An 18,312-nucleotide genomic window follows, 5' to 3' on the forward strand; every position below is an offset into this window, starting at 1 on the left:
TTAAACAGATATTTTTGCCGCTTATACGGTTTTATATACTATATATAATATAATGTATAGGGACGGCGGTTTAGTGCCGGCCCTATACAAGGTATTTTACCATGCGAAGATTGGATATTCTTTCATGATGCTGTTTACTTTTTCGCGAACAGCGGTGATTGTCTTATCACATTCGGGAGCAGAAAGAACAGTGTCGATTAATTCAACGATTTCAGCCATCAGCGGTTCTTTGGCACCACGGGTTGTGATAGCCGGAGTACCGACACGGATACCTGAAGTCTGGAATGCTGAACGGCTGTCGAACGGAACCATGTTCTTATTGACAGTGATGTCGGCAGCAACCAATGCTTTTTCAGCAACTTTACCGGTCAGTTCAGGGAATTTCTTACGCAGGTCGATCAGCATACTGTGATTGTCCGTACCATCGGAAATAATTTTATACCCCTTATCGATAAAAGCTTTAGCCATAGCAGCCGCATTTGCCTTCACCTGAGCCTGGTATGTTTTGTATTCCGGTTCCAGTGCTTCGCCGAAAGAAACGGCTTTAGCAGCAATCACATGTTCCAGCGGACCTCCCTGGATTCCCGGGAATACGGCTGAATCGAGTAACTGCGACATCTTTTTGATCTCGCCTTTCGGAGTCTTCTTTCCCCATGGGTTTTCGAAGTCTTTGCCTAACAGGATGATACCTCCGCGCGGACCACGTAGCGTTTTATGAGTCGTAGAAGTTACAATATGTGCATATTCCAACGGGTTGTTCAGCAAACCGGCTGCAATCAGACCGGCAGGGTGAGCCATGTCTATCATCAACAGGGCGCCTACTTTGTCGGCGATTTCACGCATACGTTTGTAATCCCATTCACGTGAATAAGCTGAACCGCCACCGACAATCAATTTCGGTTTTTCGCGCAGTGCAACTTCTTCCATCTGGTCGTAATCGACGCGTCCGGTTTCTTCTTTTACGTTATATTCTGTTGCTTTATATAGGATACCTGAACTATTTACGGGAGAACCATGAGAAAGGTGGCCGCCATGTGCCAGATTCAAACCGAGGAATGTATCCCCTGGGTTAAGAACTGCCAGGAATACGGCTGCATTTGCCTGTGCTCCCGAGTGAGGCTGGACATTTGCCCATTCAGCATTGAAGATTTGTTTCAGCCGTTCGATAGCAATCGTTTCGCTCTGGTCTACTACCTCGCAACCACCATAATAACGCTTGCCGGGATAACCTTCGGCGTATTTGTTGGTCAGGCAGCTTCCCATGGCTTGCATCACCTGGTCGCTCACAAAGTTTTCAGAAGCAATCAGCTCGATGCCTTTCAACTGGCGCTGATGTTCTTTTTCAATGATGTCGAAAATGATCTTGTCTTGTTTCATTACATGTAAAATTGGTTATTGCAATGAGTTCTCTGCTTATCAAAATGAGAGAATCGTCGCAAATTTACGATAAATTTCTGTATATATAGTCTAATTGTTATCAAAATATAAATAGAGAGGGGAGGGAAAGAGGCTGTTTTTATGCCTATCTTTGCCGTTCTCCGTATTTGTGGAAATATTTCTGTTAAAACTAAGAGTTTAAGGTATGAAAGAGAATAAATATGATGACGAAGAGTTCTTCAGCCGCTATTGCCGGATGTCGCGTTCTGTGGATGGTCGACCGTTATTTTACGGAAGGAAAACGCCGTGCTGTCTTTTTGGGTGAAGAGGTGGTGAAGTATCATAAGACATTGACTACTTATGTAAATGGATTGATTAAGTCGGGCTTTGAAATAACCGGATTGATAGAGCCGGAACCCGACCCTGCCTTACTGGATATCATTCCCGGTATGCGGGATGAATTACGCAGGCCGATGATGCTCCTTATTTCGGCTGTCAAGAGGTAATAGAACCTGTTTTCTTACTATTCTCAATTTTATACTAGTGTGTTATTGCTCAGTTGATTACAGTTTCCTCGTAGTTTCGTGTTTGGGAAACTCCAGTTCCCTGCATAGGAAACTGTAATTTCCTGCCTGGGGAACTCCAGTTTCCTGCGGAAGAAACTCGCGTTTCCTGCTTAGGAAACTGAAGCCGTTTCGGCATGTCCGGAATTTTGCTCCCCAGTGAATGACAAATTGCCAACTCAATAGGAAAAATGACCATTCCCTTAACTACTGGCTTTCTCTACTTTTGTATTGTCATCCTTTGCGTTTTAAGCGGGGAGGCTGATAGATAATAAATATTGGAATATAGATAAATATTACGAACAATTAGGTTAAAACGAATGTTCTGTTAATAACTAACTTAAAAGAGGAGAAACGAAAGATGAAAAAGTATGATGCGATAATCATTGGGTTTGGTAAGGCCGGCAAGACTTTGGCCGCAGAGTTGGGAACAAGAGGCTGGAACGTGGCCATTATTGAACGTTCGGCTGGTATGTATGGCGGAACTTGTATCAATATAGGTTGTATCCCGACAAAAAGGCTGGTACACATGTCGAAAGTAACTCAGTACAGGAAACCCTCTTCTTTTGAGCAATACGCAGAGGAATTCCGGAATGCTATTGCCGGAAAAAGGGAACTGACTGCCTTTTTACGCAAAAAGAATTTCGATAACCTCGATTCGAAAGACACCGTCACGGTCTATACCGGTATCGCTTCTTTTCGTTCTCCTCATGAAATAGAAGTGAAAGCAGGCAATGAAACCCTTCTCCTGGAGGGCGAAAAGATATTCATCAATACGGGCGCTTCCACCATTATTCCGTCAATCAAGGGACTGGAAGGTAATCCGTATGTTTATACCAGTACTTCTATCATGGAACTGGATAAGCTACCGCGCCGGCTGGTGATTGTAGGCGGTGGTTACATCGGCCTTGAGTTTGCCTCCATGTTTGCCGGCTTCGGTTCCGAAGTAACCGTGCTCGAAGGGGGCGACAAGTTTATTGCCCGTGAAGACCGCGATATCGCCGAGGCGGTAAAAACAGTATTGGAAAAGAAAGGAATTACTATTCATCTGAACGCTTTGGTGCAGTCGATTGAACACAATGGCGCCGAAGCTGTTATAACATATAAAGAGAATGTGGGAGGAGAGCTCCGGCAACTTCCCGCCGACGCCGTTTTGCTGGCAACCGGCCGACGTCCGAACACGACGGACCTGAATACGGAAGCCGCAGGCATACAGGTTTCCGACCGTGGTGCAATCGTGGTAGACGAACACCTGCATACGAACGTGCCCGATATATGGGCCATGGGCGATGTGACAGGCGGACTCCAGTTCACTTACATCTCCCTGGACGATTACCGGGTGATAAAGGATGAACTGTTCGGTAGCGGACGCCGTACGAGAGATGACCGTGTAGCTGTGGCTTACTCCGTTTTCATCGACCCGCCTTTGTCGCGTATCGGTATGGGAGAAGAAGAGGCCCTGCGTTCGGGAAGAAAGATAAGTATCGCACGGATTCCGGCGGCTGCATTCCCGCGAACACGTACTTTCGAGCAGACGGATGGCCTGCTGAAAGCGATTGTCGATACGGAAACAGGCGAGATACTGGGTTGTACCCTGTTCTGCGCCGAATCGACGGAGGTTATCAATACCGTCTCGCTGGCTATACGGGCGGGAAAAGATTACACATTCCTGAGGGATAGTATTTATACGCATCCTTCGATGAGTGAATCGTTGAACGATTTGTTTGCATTGATAAAATAACGAAATATAAAATAGAACAGAACATGAAAAAAGCAGATATCGGACTGATAGGTCTCGCCGTTATGGGTGAGAACCTGGCTCTGAACATGGAAAGCAAAGGTTTTACCGTTGCTGTATATAACCGTAGTTTCCCCGGTGAGGAAGGGGTGGTGGACCGTTTTGTGAACGGCCGCGGCAAGGGGAAGAATTTTATCCCGGCCCATTCTATCGAAGAACTGGTGGAAGCCGTTAAGCGTCCGCGTGTCATCATGATGATGATTAAGGCAGGCGCTCCGGTCGATGAGATGATTGAACAACTGCTGCCCCACATGTCGCCCGGCGATGTGATTATTGACGGTGGTAATTCCGATTTCCACGATACGGAACGCCGTGTGAAGGAAGTGGAGGCAAAAGGTCTTTATTTTGTCGGTTCCGGTATTTCAGGCGGAGAAGAAGGTGCCCTGCACGGCCCGTCCGTGATGCCCGGAGGTTCTCCCGAAGCATGGCCTATTGTGAAGGACATATTGCAAGGTATTGCAGCTAAGCTCGACGACGGGACTCCCTGTTGCCAATGGATAGGCGCAGGCGGTGCCGGACATTTCGTGAAGATGGTGCATAACGGGATTGAGTATGGCGACATGCAGTTAATCTCCGAAGCCTATTCTTTGCTGAAGAACCGTAAAGGGCTGGATAATGACGAAATGGCTGTCGTCTTTGAAGAATGGAACAAAGGGGAACTGGACAGTTTCCTGATTGAGATAACAAAGAATATCCTCCGCTTCCGCGACGAAGACGGCAAACCGTTGCTGGACAAAATCCTGGACGTTGCCAGCCAGAAAGGAACCGGCAAATGGAGTGCCATCGCTGCGATGGACGAGAACGACCCGCTGACCTTGATTACCGAGGCCGTTTATGCCCGTATGCTATCGACCCTGATATCTGAACGCGGAGAGGCTTCCAACTTATATCCCGAACCTGTCGAACTGGGTGAAAACCTGTATGTGGAAGAGATTCGCCAGGCCTTGTATGCTGCGAAGCTGATTTCTTATGCACAAGGTTTTTCTTTGATTCTCCGCGCTTCCGAACGTTACGGATGGGAGCTCGACTTCGGCACGATTGCACAGATATGGCGTAAAGGCTGCATCATCCGTTCCGTATTCTTGCAGAAGATTACGGATGCGTACAAGAAGGCTCCGGAGTTGCCGAACCTCCTGTTCGACGACTTCTTCCGCATCAAGATACAGGCCGCTTTGCCTTCCTGGCGCAAGGTGGTTGCAGAAGGCGCCCTGAGTGGCGTAGCCTTGCCAGCCATGAGTTCGGCCCTGAGTTATTTCGACGGCTTGCGCACACTCAATTCGGCAGCCAACCTGATTCAGGCACAGCGTGACTATTTCGGTGCGCATACCTATGAAAGAGTAGACCGTGACCCCGGTATTTTCTTCCACACCAACTGGACGGGCGAAGGCGGTAACACAGTTTCCGGAACTTATACAGTATAAAGGAGGAACTTGATGATGAAAAGAGCAGACAGTCAACTCCTGGTTATTTTCGGAGCATCGGGCGACCTGACAGGCCGCAAGTTGCTTCCGGCACTTTTTGAATTGTTCATTGGCGATATGTTACCCGAACATTTCGCTATATTGGGTGCGGCCCGTACGGGATACACGGACGAAGAGTTCCGTGCCGAACAGCGTAAACACATCCTGGAAGCAAGGGGAAATAAGGAAACAAACAGCGCAGAACTGGATAAATTCCTCCGGATTCTGTTCTACCTGGCATTCGATTCAACCAACTCCGCCGAATATGTAAAACTGAAAGACCGTATCCATTCGTTGCAGCAGCAGGAGAATATTCCGGACAGGATTATCTATTACCTGGCCACTCCGCCGCTGATGTACGAGTTGGTACCGAAGTATCTTCAGGAAAACGGCATGAATGTGGCTGAGACGGAAGACGGATGGCGCCGCGTGATTGTGGAGAAGCCGTTCGGCACAAGCCTCGAGACGGCCCAGGAACTGAACAAGCATCTCTGCCGTATTTTCGAAGAGGAGGAGATTTACCGTATCGACCATTATCTGGGAAAAGAGACGGTGCAGAATATCCTGGTACTCCGTTTCTCCAACGGTATTTTTGAACCCCTTTGGAATCGGAATTATGTGGATTCGGTCGAGATAAGCGCCTCCGAAACGCTGGGTGTGGAAAATCGCGGCAAATATTATGACGGGGCAGGTGCCCTGCGTGATATGGTTCAGAACCACCTGATGCAATTGATGGCGTTTGCGGCGATGGAATCTCCGGCCGTGTTCGACCCGGAGCCGATTCGCGATGAGATTGTGAAGGTGTTCCGTGCTATCCGTCCCTATACGATTCGTGAGATGAATGAATGGGTGGTCCGCGGCCAGTACGACGGTTATCGCGAGGAGAAGAATGTCGCACCCGATTCGAATACCGAAACGTATGTCGGCATGAAGTTCTTCATTGACAATTGGCGTTGGAGCGGTGTCCCGTTCTATTTCTTTACGGGTAAGAAGTTGCCGGAGAAGTCGTCGGAGATTGTCATCCATTTCAAATCGACACCGCATCAGCTTTTTGCCGGGCAATGTTCGGGCAGTTCATGCAATAAGCTGGTTATCCGCATCCAGCCGGACGAAAGCATCACGTTGCGTTTCGGACTGAAGATGCCGGGAGCCGGATTCACCGTGAAACAAGTCGGAATGGAATTCCGTTACGACTCGCTTTCAAAAACTCACCTGCCGGATGCTTACGAGCGTTTGTTGCTGGATGCTATGCTGGGAGATTCTACCTTGTATGCCCGCAGCGATGCGTTGGAGGCAAGCTGGCGTTTTATAGACCCTATCCTGCATCATTGGAAGGAAGAGGGTTCGAAGAATCTCTTCTTCTATGAGCCGGGACAGAATGGTCCGATAGAAAGAATGATGCTAGGCGCAGATTCGATGGGAGCTCCCTGCGAATCATGCGGCTGATAATAATGAAGCATATGAAAATAGAGAATTACAAAGACAACAAAGATGCGTTACGGGCATTGACTCGCCAGTTGATGGATTATATGGCCCGTAAAGAGGATGATGAACCGTTCAACCTGGCTTTGTCGGGTGGTGAAACGGCCAAACAGATGTTTGCCTTGTGGGCGGACGAATATAAAGATAAGATAGACTGGAACAACATGCGTTTCTTCTGGGTGGACGAACGTTGCGTTTCGCCGACAGATACGGAAAGTAATTTTGGTCATGCGAACAAGCTGTTGTTCGAACCGCTCCACATTCCCCGCGAGCATATCCACCGGATTCATGGTGAAGGGGAACCGGGGACGGAGGCTATGCGTTATTCGCGTATTGTGAAGGAGTATTTGCCGCGTCACGGCCAGTTTCCCTATTTCGATTGTATCATCTTGGGGATAGGAGGAGATTCGCATACGGCGTCTATCTTCCCCGACAATCTTCCCTTGTTGACCGACAGCCGCAATTATGCGGTATCGCAGCATCCGGAAACGGGACAGTTCCGCATCACGATGACGGGCCCGCTTATCCTGAACGGTTCGCCGTTGCTGGTCCCTGTATTGGGCAAAGGTAAAGCGGATACAATAGAGGAATTGAAGAAGGGGTATTCCATAACGAATGCAACGCCGGCAGCTTATATCCTGTCGCATGCGGTGGATTCGATAGTGTATACGACGCTGTAATGATAAGTCAATGTGTTTGTGCAAATACCGGCCGGTTCGTATTGGACCGGGCGGTATCTAAAGGATTCTGTGAGAAATAAGCCATTTATTTCTCAGAAACTTCTTTCCTTCTTCAACCTTTTGCGCGGCAGTCTTGTTAGATTAATGTATTAACAAAATAAAATCAATGGTTATGACAAAGATAATGAAAACATTGTGGGATGAGAGTGCCGAACTGACCGACGAAGGAATGTCTTCGGATGCCTCTGTCCTGTCTGATAGCTATACATCGGGCGACGTGAAAGACGTCACGGAAACCATTGAAGGCGGCAACCAGGAGGCAGACGACTTCAATGAAAAGAATGATGTCCCCTAAAAAAGATTCCGGGAAAAGTCGCGCACAGGAGCCTGTTAGTCTTCAGACCAAACACATGTACCCCCTTTTACAACGCATGTATGACCCTTTACGCGAAGATATGCGGCTCTGACTTTTCCCGGATTTTTATCTTTACGCCCTTTCTCCCTTTTCCGTTTAAAAGCTGATTCGTACATTTCACTTCCTATTCTGTCAGCTTCATTCTTTTCTTATAGGTTACTTCTTTTGCGACCGCTAGCTTTGTAATGTTATTTTAAATTACAAAGTGATGTTTAAAGCCATAGTACATTTTTCGATTCGCAAAAAACTGTTTGTCGGGTTGACGACCCTCTTCCTGCTAATCGGGGGGATTTATGCCATGCTGACGTTGCCTATCGACGCCGTTCCCGATATTACGAACAACCAGGTGCAGATTGTGACCGTCTCGCCGACGCTTGCCCCGCAGGAGGTGGAGCAGTTGATTACTTTCCCGATAGAGATTGCCATGAGTAATATTATGAATGTGGAAGAGATACGCTCCGTGTCGCGTTTCGGGCTGTCGCTCGTGACGGTGGTGTTTAAGGAGAGTGTCCCGACACTGGATGCGCGGCAGCTGATCAATGAACAGATACAAACCGTTGCCGGAGAGATTCCCGTCGAACTGGGCATGCCGGAACTGATGCCGATAACGACCGGGCTGGGTGAAATCTATCAGTATGTGCTGAAGGTCGCCCCCGGCTATGAGGACCGCTACGATGCCATGGAATTGCGCACGATTCAGGACTGGATTGTGAAGCGGCAGCTTTCGGGGATTCCGGGGATTGTGGAGATTAACAGTTTCGGCGGCTATCTGAAACAATATGAGGTGGCGGTCGACCCGGATGCGCTCTATTCGCTGAATATTACCATCGGCGACGTCTATTCCGCCCTGAGCAGCAACAACCAGAATACCGGCGGAAGTTATATCGAGAAGGCGAACCGCGCTTACTATATCCGTTCGGAAGGTATGATAAGCGACGCGAAAGACATCGAACGCATCGTGATTACGAACCGCGGAGGCATTCCTATCCATATCAGCGATGTCGGCACGGTACGCTTCGGTGCGCCGAAACGTTTCGGTGCGATGACCAAAGACGGCGAAGGCGAATGTGTGGGCGGCATTGCCATGATGCTGAAAGGGGCGAACGCCAATGTGGTGACGAAGGAACTGGAAGCCCGTGTGGAGAAAGTGCAGAAAATGCTTCCCGAAGGCGTCAGTGTCGAACCTTACCTGAACCGTTCAGAGCTGGTGAACCGGAATATCTCGACCGTGGTGCGCAACCTGATTGAAGGGGCACTGATAGTCTTCCTGGTGTTGATCGTCTTTCTGGGGAATGTGCGTGCCGGGTTGATTGTCGCTTCGGTTATTCCGCTGGCAATGCTGTTCGGTTTCATCCTGATGCGTGTTTTCGGCGTGTCGGCCAACCTGATGAGCCTGGGGGCGATTGACTTCGGTATCGTGGTGGACGGCTCGATTGTTATCCTTGAAGGGATACTGGCGCATATCTATACGAAACGGCTTGCCGGGCGGACACTCACGCAGGCTGAACTGGACCGGGAAGTGGAAGCCGGGGCGAGCGGCGTGGTGCGCAGTGCGACTTTTGCCGTTTTGATTATCCTGATTGTGTTCTTTCCTATCCTGACACTGACGGGGATTGAAGGCAAATATTTCACGCCGATGGCGAAGACGCTGGTCTTCTGTATTATCGGTGCGCTGATTCTCTCGCTTACCTATGTGCCGATGATGGCTTCGCTCTTTTTGAAACGGACTATCTCTGCAAAGCCGACCTTTGCCGACCGTTTTTTCGATAAGCTGAATGTGTTTTATAAACGCGGCCTGCGTTTCTGCCTGCATCATGCCTGGGCGACGGTCGGTTCCGCTTTTGCGTTGTTGGCGGCTTCGTTGCTGCTGTTTACCCGGTTGGGCGCGGAGTTTATCCCGACGCTTGATGAAGGCGACTTTGCGATGCAGATGACGCTTCCCGCCGGAAGTTCGCTGACGCAGAGTATCGAACTTTCCAGCCGGGCACAGAAGACACTGATGGAGCAGTTCCCTGAAATCAAACATGTCGTTGCCAAGATAGGGACGGCGGAGGTGCCTACCGACCCGATGGCGGTGGAAGATGCCGATGTGATGATAATCATGAAGCCGTTCAAGGAATGGACGTCGGCTTCCAGCCGTGCCGAGATGGTGGAGAAGATGAAGAAGGCACTGGAGACGGTCGAGGGAGCGGAGTTCAATTTCAGCCAGCCGATACAGCTCCGGTTTAACGAGTTGATGACGGGTGCCAAGGCGGACATCGCCATCAAGCTGTATGGCGAAGACATGGAGGAACTCTACACCCGGGCGAAAGAGGTGGCGACTTATGTGGAGCAGGTGCCCGGTGCCGCCGACGTGATTGTGGAGCAGGCGATGGGGCTTCCGCAACTGGTGGTCAGGTACAACCGCGGCAAGATTGCCCGTTACGGTATGAATATAGAGGAGTTGAATACGATTATCCGCACGGCCTATGCCGGGGAGGCGGCTGGCGTGATTTTTGAGAACGAACGCCGCTTCGACCTTGTGTTGCGGCTGGATAACGATAAAGTATCGGACCTTAACCTCGACAAGTTGTTTGTCCGCACGGCGGAGGGTATCCAGATACCCGTCAGCGAGGTGGCGAGTATCGAGCTGGTGAACGGCCCTTTGCAGATTAACAGGGATGCGACCAAACGTCGTATCGTAATTGGGGTGAATGTGCGCGATGCCGATATACAGCAGGTCGTTTCGCAGATACAGGACACGCTGGAGAAGAATATCAAGCTGAAGCCCGGTTATTATTTCGAATACGGCGGGCAGTTTGAGAACCTGCAAAATGCCATCAATACCTTGTTGGTCGTGATTCCTGTTGCGCTGGCGCTGATTTTGCTGCTGCTGTTCTTCGCTTTCAAGAGTGTGACTTATACGTTGGTGGTCTTTTCGACCGTGCCCTTGTCGCTGATAGGGGGGATTGTGGCGCTTTGGCTGCGTGGGTTGCCTTTCAGTATTTCTGCCGGGGTCGGCTTTATAGCCCTGTTCGGGGTGGCGGTGCTGAATGGTATCCTGATGATTAATCATTTCAATGACTTACGTAAAAGAAACAGATATACAATGAGTACGAACCGGATTATTGCCCGGGGATGCCCGCATTTGTTGCGCCCGGTATTCCTGACGGGGCTGGTGGCTTCGCTGGGATTTGTCCCGATGGCGATTGCCAGATCGGCAGGTGCGGAGGTGCAACGTCCGCTGGCGACTGTCGTGATTGGCGGGTTGATTGTTTCGACCGTCCTTACTCTGCTGATTATTCCGGTCTTCTACCGGATGGTTAATTCGTTTCCGCTGATGTGGAAGAAGTTCAGGAAAAGGAGGGGGACGAAGGTTGCCACCCTGGTTCTGCTGCTGGCTGTCCTGTCACCGGCGGTATGGGCGGAGGGGGTAGCAGTTCCCGACGCAGTCCCGGCAACCGTTACGCTGGACGAGGCTCTTGCCCTTGCCATGAAGAACCATCCCCGTTTGAAGACGGCCTCGGCGGCGATAGACCGTTCGCGGGCTGCTAGGGGAGAGGCCTGGGACCCGGGAGCGACTTCCTTCTCCTATTCCTGGGGGCAAATCAATGGTGAGATACGCAGTGACAACCAGCTGGAAGTCACCCAGTCGTTGGGCAACCTTTTGACTCCTTTCTATAAAAACGCCCTGGTCAGCAAGCAGGTGGCAACGGGCGAATATTATCGCGACATGGTACGCAAAGAGATAACGGCGGAGGTGAAACGTGCCTGGGCTTATTATCAGTATGCGGCAAACCTTTGTTCCCTTTACCGCGAAGAGAGCGAACTGGCAGTTCGTTTGCAGGAGGCGGGAAAACTCCGTTACGAGCAGGGCGATATCACTTTGCTGGAGCGGAATATGGCAACGACGCTGGCTGCCGACCTGCGTACCCGGCTGATGCAGGCGGAAGAAGAGCTTCAACTGGCAGTCCGCCGTTTCACCTGGGTGTGTTATGCCGACAGTCCGGTTGTTCCGGCCGACAGTACGCTGGCGTTGCTTCCGGGTGTGACCGGAGAGGCGGCGCCGTCGGAAGCGCATCTGAATTATTTCCGGAGCCTGGCAGACGAGAAGAAGGCACTGTTGGACGTGGAGCGTAGCCGTTTCTTCCCCGAACTTTCGGTCGGTTATATCCGCCAGAAGATTTCACCGCTGAACGGGTTGAATTCGTGGATGGTCGGTGTTTCCTTCCCGCTTTTGTTCTTCCCGCAGCAAAGCCGTTCGAAGCAGGCGAGGATAGATGCCGGTATTGCCCGGACGGAAGCGGAAGCGAGTGCCCGCCAGCTGAACAACAAGGTCGATGAGTTGCAAGCCATGCTCCGCCAACAGGGAGAAAATATCCGTTATTATACGACCGGTGCGCTCCCGGAAGCGGATGCCCTGCTGAAGAGTGCGCAAATACAATTCAAGGAGAGCGAAACGGATATTATGCAGTTCGTCCAAAGCCTGAACAGTGCCCGCGAGATTAGGAGAGGATATATTGAAGCGGTCTATAATTATAATATCTCTGCACTGGAATTGGAGCTTTATACGCGTTGATGAAATTACATTCAGATACAGTTTCAGAAAAAATAATAACTAATACAATAAAGATATACGAAATGAAAACGATATTAATATCTGCCGCAGTCGTGTTATTGACAGCCTGCAATACGACAACCGAAAAAGAACAGACCCCGGAACCGGTTGCACCTCCTGTCGAACCGGCAGTGGTTGCCGCCGATACTATCCGTGTCGACGCCGTCACTTCGGCGACCGCTATGCCGAATCATTCTTCCTTCAACGGAACCATGATTGTGCCTCCCCAACGCCATGCCACTGTCACCTTGACGATGGGAGGGACCGTCCATTCAACGCCCCTGCTTCCGGGCGATTATGTAAAGAAAGGTACCGTTCTCGCCACCCTCGAAAACCCAGATTTCATCCTGTTGCAGCAAAGTTACCTGGAGGCTCATGCCCAAACGGAATATCTCGAAGCCGAATACCACCGCCAGGAGCGTCTGAGTTCGCAGGAAGCAGCCTCCCAGAAACGTTTCCAGCAGAGCAAAGCCGATTACCTTTCGATGAAAAGCCGCCTGGAAGCTGCCGCTGCACAACTTACGATACTCGGAGTTATGCCCGGCGACCTGCTCAAAGACGGTATCCGTCCTTACCTGGAAGTAAAATCCCCGCTGAACGGTTACGTGACCGGAATGACCTTGAACCTGGGTAAATATATCAATGCCGGCGAACCTGTCTGCGAGGTAATCGACAAAGGCGAAACCCTCCTTTGCCTGACCGCTTACGAGAAAGACCTCGATGACCTTACCCCGGGCAGCCGCATCCAGTTCCGCGTGAACGGCATGGGAAAGCAGACGTTCGATGCTACACTGCTGTCTGTCGGCCAGGAGGTCGATGCCGTAAACCGCTCCCTCGAAATCTATGCACGGGTGAAAGGAAACCACGAACGTTTTCGTCCCGGCATGTATGTGACGGCGCGTGTAGAAAAGAAATAAGTATATTTGCAATATGAAAGTAAATATAGATAAATATGTATTGGCTGTTGTCGTCATTTCCGTGGTGGTGGCGTTCCTGACCCATTTCCCGGAACTGATATCCCTGTTCGACCATTCCGGGGAGAACAATCTTTTCCCCGGAATGCGGATGGCCGATGTTGCCAATGAAGTGTTTTTTACTTTTATTTCGCTGCTGATTCTCTTTGCCCTGAATACGTTCCTCTTCCGGTTCAACCGTCCGGCGGCACGTATCACGTGGGGAAAGATGGTGCTGTCTTTCGTCCTGACCTGGTTGATGAGCAATCTGCTGGGGAAGGTTTTCGTCTTCCTTCACCATCATTTCGACATTCCGGCGATTGATGCGATGGTGCACCATTACCTGCATCCGTTGCGCGATTTTATCATTACCTGTATCGTGACGGGTAGTTGTTATATGATTCACCTGCTTCGCAAAAGCCAGCAGGTGTTGGTCGAGAACCAGCAGCTACGCACGGAGAACCTGGTGAACCAGTACGAAGCCCTGAAGAACCAACTGAACCCGCATATGCTGTTCAACTCGCTGAATACCCTGCGCTCGCTAATCCGCGAAACGCCCGATAAGGCACAGGATTATTTGCAGGAACTGTCGCGGGTGCTTCGTTACACCTTGCAGGAGAATGAATCCCAAAGCGTCACCTTACGGGAGGAGATGGAGTTTGTCTCCGCCTATATCTTTTTGCTGAAGATGCGCTATGAAGATAACCTGGAGTTTGATATCCGGATAGACGAAGCCGCCGGGGCGTGCCAGCTTCCCCCTATGTCCGTCCAGCTGCTGATTGAAAACGCCGTCAAGCATAATGAGATTAGCAATCGTCATCCATTGGTAATCCGGGTCTTTACCGAAGGAAACCGGCTGACGGTCAGCAATCCCGTCCAGCGTAAGCTTACAGCCAGCGGAGGCTTACAAATCGGTCTGGCAAACCTGGCGAAACGTTACAACCTGCTCTTTAAGGAAGAAATCGAGGTGCGCGAAGAGAACAATACATTTATCGTAACTATTCCATTGATATGAATGCACTTATCATAGAAGATGAAAAAGCGGCCGTCCGCAATCTGACGGCTCTGCTTTCGGAGGCGGCCCCGCATATCGGGGTTGTGGCCGTATTGGATAGTATTGCAGAAAGTATAGACTGGTTCTGTGCCAATGCGATGCCCGACCTGATATTCCTCGATATTCATTTGGCGGACGGCTCCGCCTTCGAGATTTTTGAACATGTGGATATCTCCTGTCCGATCATTTTCACGACGGCCTACGATGAGTATGCCCTGCGTGCCTTCAAAGTGAACAGCATCGATTATCTGCTCAAGCCGATTGGCGGGAGCGACATACGGAAGGCGATTGGCAAACTGGAACAACTGCGTTCGGAGGTGCCTTCAAAGGAATTTGATTATAGCCGCCTGGTTCATGTGCTGAAACGGCAGGAAAGCTACAAGACGCATTTCCTGGTTCCGGTAAAGGGGGACAAGCTGCTTCCGCTATCGGTAGATATGATTTTGTTTTTCTATATCAACGACGGGCTTGTGAAAGCGGTCGTTACCGATGGGCGGGAATATACTTTTACGCAGACGCTCGATGAGTTGTCCGACTGCCTGAACCCGGATATTTTCTTCCGTGTGAACCGCCAGTATCTTATCTCCCGGAAAGCCGTATCCGACATCGACCTCTGGTTTAACGGACGCCTGTCTGTGAACCTGAAAGTCCCTGTGCAAGAGAAAATCCTGGTAAGCAAGGCGCGGGTTGGGGAGTTCAAGGACTGGTTTACCGGGAAATATACCTGAAACCCCGTTTGGTCTATTATTACTGCTGCTTCGTCTACTAAAATATCCGGGCATCGGCTGTTTGTCTAGTTTTGCTTCAAGTTCAATAATAAAAAGAAGCATGATATGAAAACAGTATGGTTGTGGTTGATGTTGGGGGGAGTTTTTATATGTCAGGAAACAAGCGCACAGGTCTGGCTGAAGACTGAATATATCGGTTCGTCCGGATTCCGGGATGCCGATAACAAAAAGGTGGGCGGCAAAGGGGATATGAAGGTGATTCAGGGAGGTGTGAATATTCCCGTATCCATGAAAATGGACGAAAACAACCACCCGACGGCCTGGATGGTCGGTCTGGGCGCTTCCTATGCTTCGATGGATAACAAGGACTTGTCGGAGTATATGGAGTCGCAAATCTTCAATGTGCAGCTGGCTGTTTCGTATATCCGTCCGTTGAGTAAGAGGTGGTCGCTTCTGGCAAGTGCCGGGGTGGGGCTTTTTATGAATACCGGCAGCCTTGCCTATGCCCGTTGGGACCATGTGATGGGGGTGGGGATGGCGGCGGCTATCTGGCATCTGCGCGATAATCTGGATTTGGGGATGGGAGTTGCGCTGAATACCAGTTTCGGTTATCCGATGGTTTTTCCGGCTCTTTTTGTGGACTGGCGGCTAGAGGGGCGTTATATGGTGAATGTCTCGATGATGGACGGAGTGGAGATATCGGGCGGGATGCAGTTGCATAAATTGCTTCGGCTGAAGCTGGTCAGTTCGATGAACGGTATGCTTGCTTTCGTGGAGCATGACGGCAAGGATAAGATATTCACCCAGCAGTATATTACGACCGGGTTGCAACCGGAACTGACTATCACGAAGTCGCTGTCCGTTTCGATAACGGTTGGCTTGTCCGCTTACCGGGCGGCCTTTTATGATGACCGCACGCTGAAAGCGATGTTCAAGTCGATGGACAGGGAGTGTGACCCGCATTTCTCCCCTGCTTTTTATACGAGTATAGCCATCAAATATGGCTTTTGAGTGGAGGATATGTGTATCTTTGTTCTTTATTTGTGAAATAATTAAACCCCTATTATGCCGAAGTCGGAAGGAACCTATAACAGCTTTTTGATTGATTTTCTGATAGCTCCGAAGTACAGGTTCGGGAGGCATTTGCTGCTGGTACTGTTCTTTACTTTTGTGGCGTTCAATATGCCTTATCTGACTTGCGCCGGTTTTCTGGATGAGGTGGGCGGTATGATTGGGTATGTTAGCCTGCTGTTGCTGGCGTTTTATCTCGGAGGGATTTATCTGCACATGTATGTCCTGTTGCCCGGATTGCTGTTGAAAAACCGGTATGTGTTGTATATCATTATCGTGTCCCTGCTTATTCTGGTTATGATTGTAGTCTCTTTCGGGAGCGATTACTGGCTGAACCGGTATTCCGGGCAGGAGCCGGGGTATTATTCCTTTTTCTATAAGAACCGGATAATGGCAATTGAGATTGTAAGTAACTTTTTCCTGTACGGGTTGCTGATTGCCGGCACTTCCATCACCATCCTGCTTCGTCATTGGATGGGATTCTACCAGCGGAAGAACGAACTGGAGAAGGTGAACCTGAAAACTGAACTGGAATCTCTGAAAGACCAGATAAACCCGGAGTTCCTTTTTAATATGCTCGATGAGGCAGGTAGACAGACCTTCGATAACCCCGAACAGGCATCGAAGGTGTTGATGGAGTTGAGCAGGCTGCTCCGCTACCAGTTGTACGACGGGAAGCGGGAGAAGGTGCTGCTTATTTCCGAGATATCGTTTATCGAGCGTTTCCTGGAACTGACCAGGATGAAGTATGCGAACCTGAGCTTTACCGTGACGAAGGAGGGGGAGATCAGCCGTAAACTGGTGCCGCCTTTATTGTTTATTCCTTTTGCCATTCATTATATAAAGCAGCTGTCGTCGGAAGAGTCCCGGATGGATATTCATTTCTGTTTCCGGGCAGGGGAGCGGGAGTTGTTTTTCTCCTGTATCTGTTTTGCTCCGGGACTGCCGGACGGGCAGAAAGAGCATAACGAAGGTCTGGAAGATGTGAAGCACCGCCTCGATTTGCTGTTCAAAGACTCTTATAAGTTGGAGGCGGTGGATGACGGGGCCCTTTGTAAAACGAATTTATGTATCAGGTTATGATAAATGCATCCGGTTTTCTGCTGCGTTTGCTGATTGATTCCCGTTACAGGGTTTTCAGGCATTTCCTGCTGTTCTTTCTCAGTATGCTGATCATATCCGTGAATTTTTATCTGGATTTGATAGAGGGGAAGGAGTATTTGATAAGAAGTAGTATTGCACAGAGTTTGATACTACTTATACCTATTTATTTGAGCGTATTTATATTGACCCCGCGTTTACTGCTGAAGAATAAGCTGGGGAAGTATGTTATCTCCGTGTTTTTGGTTATCGCTGTGGCTCTTTTATTTTCTTATCTGCTGCGGCAGGAAGATATCGAAAGAGAGTATAAATTGTATCAGTTTTGGCTGGCAGCCTTCTTTTTTATCTCTTCCATCATCCAGTTGAGCTTGATTATTGCGGGTGCATCGGCGGTGATTGTTTTCCAGGATTACGTGAAATACGGCCAGCGCATCGATGAACTGGAGAATGCGACGATGCAGTCGGAACTGGAACAGTTGAAGAATCAGATAAACCCGCATTTCCTGTTCAATATGCTGAATAACGCGAATGTGTTGATTAGGGAGAATCCGGTGGAGGCGGTTCATGTCCTGTCCAAGTTGAAAGACCTGTTGAAGTATCAACTGAAAGACAGTACTTCCGAAACGGTTTATCTGGCGGACGATATCCGTTTCCTGACCGATTATCTCAATATGGAGAAGATACGGCGTGATAATTTCGATTTCATTATCTCTACGGAAGGGGAAACAGCGCATATAACCGTTCCGCCTTTATTGTTCATCCCTTTTGTGGAGAATGCCGTGAAACATAATAACGATAACAGGAAACTGTCGTATGTGCACCTCTATTTCAAAACGGAAGAGGAGCAGCTTATCTTTATCTGTATCAATTCGAAGCCGGCCGAACAGAAAGAGAAGCCTGTCGACGGGGGGATAGGTCTTGCCAATATCAGCCGCCGCCTGCAACTTCTGTATGATACGGATTGTTCTTTGCAAATAAATGAGACGGATATAACATATACGGTCAATCTTCGTTTAAAACTAAAAAACTGATT

At 49.6% G+C, this 18,312-nt stretch carries 13 protein-coding genes and 1 pseudogene; 13 read left to right on the forward strand and 1 reads right to left on the reverse strand.

Annotated elements, in window-relative coordinates; genetic code table 11:
* Positions 1-96: 96 nt before the first annotated feature.
* Positions 97-1,377: a serine hydroxymethyltransferase gene (gene glyA, locus NBH14_RS13165; protein ID WP_122328979.1), complete on the reverse strand. Its 1,281-nt coding sequence runs from the start codon at positions 1,375-1,377 to the stop codon at positions 97-99.
* Between the two features lie 269 nt (positions 1,378-1,646).
* Between glyA and NBH14_RS13170 the strand changes: the two are divergent.
* From NBH14_RS13170 to NBH14_RS13230, 13 genes and pseudogenes are all read left to right on the forward strand, one after another.
* Positions 1,647-1,883: pseudogene (locus NBH14_RS13170) on the forward strand (class I SAM-dependent methyltransferase); the annotation flags it as partial.
* 418 nt (positions 1,884-2,301) lie between these two features.
* Complete coding sequence (locus tag NBH14_RS13175; protein WP_186959701.1) at positions 2,302-3,681, forward strand: FAD-dependent oxidoreductase; 1,380 nt, start codon at positions 2,302-2,304, stop codon at positions 3,679-3,681.
* Between the two features lie 23 nt (positions 3,682-3,704).
* Positions 3,705-5,159, forward strand: a complete 1,455-nt coding sequence (gnd, locus tag NBH14_RS13180) for a decarboxylating NADP(+)-dependent phosphogluconate dehydrogenase (RefSeq protein WP_186959700.1) — start codon at positions 3,705-3,707, stop codon at positions 5,157-5,159.
* Positions 5,160-5,174: 15 nt separating this feature from the next.
* Positions 5,175-6,644, forward strand: a complete 1,470-nt coding sequence (zwf, locus tag NBH14_RS13185; RefSeq protein ID WP_128133984.1) for a glucose-6-phosphate dehydrogenase — start codon at positions 5,175-5,177, stop codon at positions 6,642-6,644.
* A 14-nt stretch (positions 6,645-6,658) separates the two neighbouring features.
* Positions 6,659-7,360: a 6-phosphogluconolactonase gene (pgl, locus tag NBH14_RS13190; protein ID WP_186959699.1), complete on the forward strand. Its 702-nt coding sequence runs from the start codon at positions 6,659-6,661 to the stop codon at positions 7,358-7,360.
* 172 nt (positions 7,361-7,532) lie between these two features.
* On the forward strand, positions 7,533-7,715 hold the full coding sequence (locus tag NBH14_RS13195; protein WP_186959698.1) for a hypothetical protein: 183 nt from the start codon (positions 7,533-7,535) through the stop codon (positions 7,713-7,715).
* Between the two features lie 268 nt (positions 7,716-7,983).
* Positions 7,984-12,333 (forward strand): CusA/CzcA family heavy metal efflux RND transporter, encoded by a 4,350-nt coding sequence (locus tag NBH14_RS13200; protein ID WP_186959697.1) that lies wholly within the window; start codon positions 7,984-7,986, stop codon positions 12,331-12,333.
* A gap of 62 nt (positions 12,334-12,395) precedes the next feature.
* On the forward strand, positions 12,396-13,289 hold the full coding sequence (locus NBH14_RS13205; RefSeq protein ID WP_186959696.1) for an efflux RND transporter periplasmic adaptor subunit: 894 nt from the start codon (positions 12,396-12,398) through the stop codon (positions 13,287-13,289).
* Positions 13,290-13,302: 13 nt separating this feature from the next.
* Positions 13,303-14,340: a sensor histidine kinase gene (locus NBH14_RS13210; RefSeq protein WP_186959695.1), complete on the forward strand. Its 1,038-nt coding sequence runs from the start codon at positions 13,303-13,305 to the stop codon at positions 14,338-14,340.
* Complete coding sequence (locus NBH14_RS13215; protein WP_186959693.1) at positions 14,337-15,107, forward strand: LytR/AlgR family response regulator transcription factor; 771 nt, start codon at positions 14,337-14,339, stop codon at positions 15,105-15,107. Before NBH14_RS13210 ends, NBH14_RS13215 begins: the two co-directional genes overlap by 4 nt.
* A 105-nt stretch (positions 15,108-15,212) precedes the next feature.
* Positions 15,213-16,118: a DUF6268 family outer membrane beta-barrel protein gene (locus tag NBH14_RS13220; protein ID WP_186959692.1), complete on the forward strand. Its 906-nt coding sequence runs from the start codon at positions 15,213-15,215 to the stop codon at positions 16,116-16,118.
* A 54-nt stretch (positions 16,119-16,172) separates the two neighbouring features.
* Entirely contained in the window at positions 16,173-17,261 is a 1,089-nt protein-coding gene (locus NBH14_RS13225; protein ID WP_186959690.1) for a sensor histidine kinase, read from the forward strand.
* Positions 17,258-18,310, forward strand: coding sequence for a sensor histidine kinase (locus tag NBH14_RS13230; RefSeq protein WP_250817507.1), 1,053 nt, complete (start codon positions 17,258-17,260; stop codon positions 18,308-18,310). The genes NBH14_RS13225 and NBH14_RS13230 overlap by 4 nt, the downstream gene beginning before the upstream one ends.
* Positions 18,311-18,312: the final 2 nt, after the last annotated feature.

The organism is Parabacteroides caecihominis (assembly GCF_023656785.1).
GTDB lineage: Bacteria > Bacteroidota > Bacteroidia > Bacteroidales > Tannerellaceae > Parabacteroides > Parabacteroides segnis.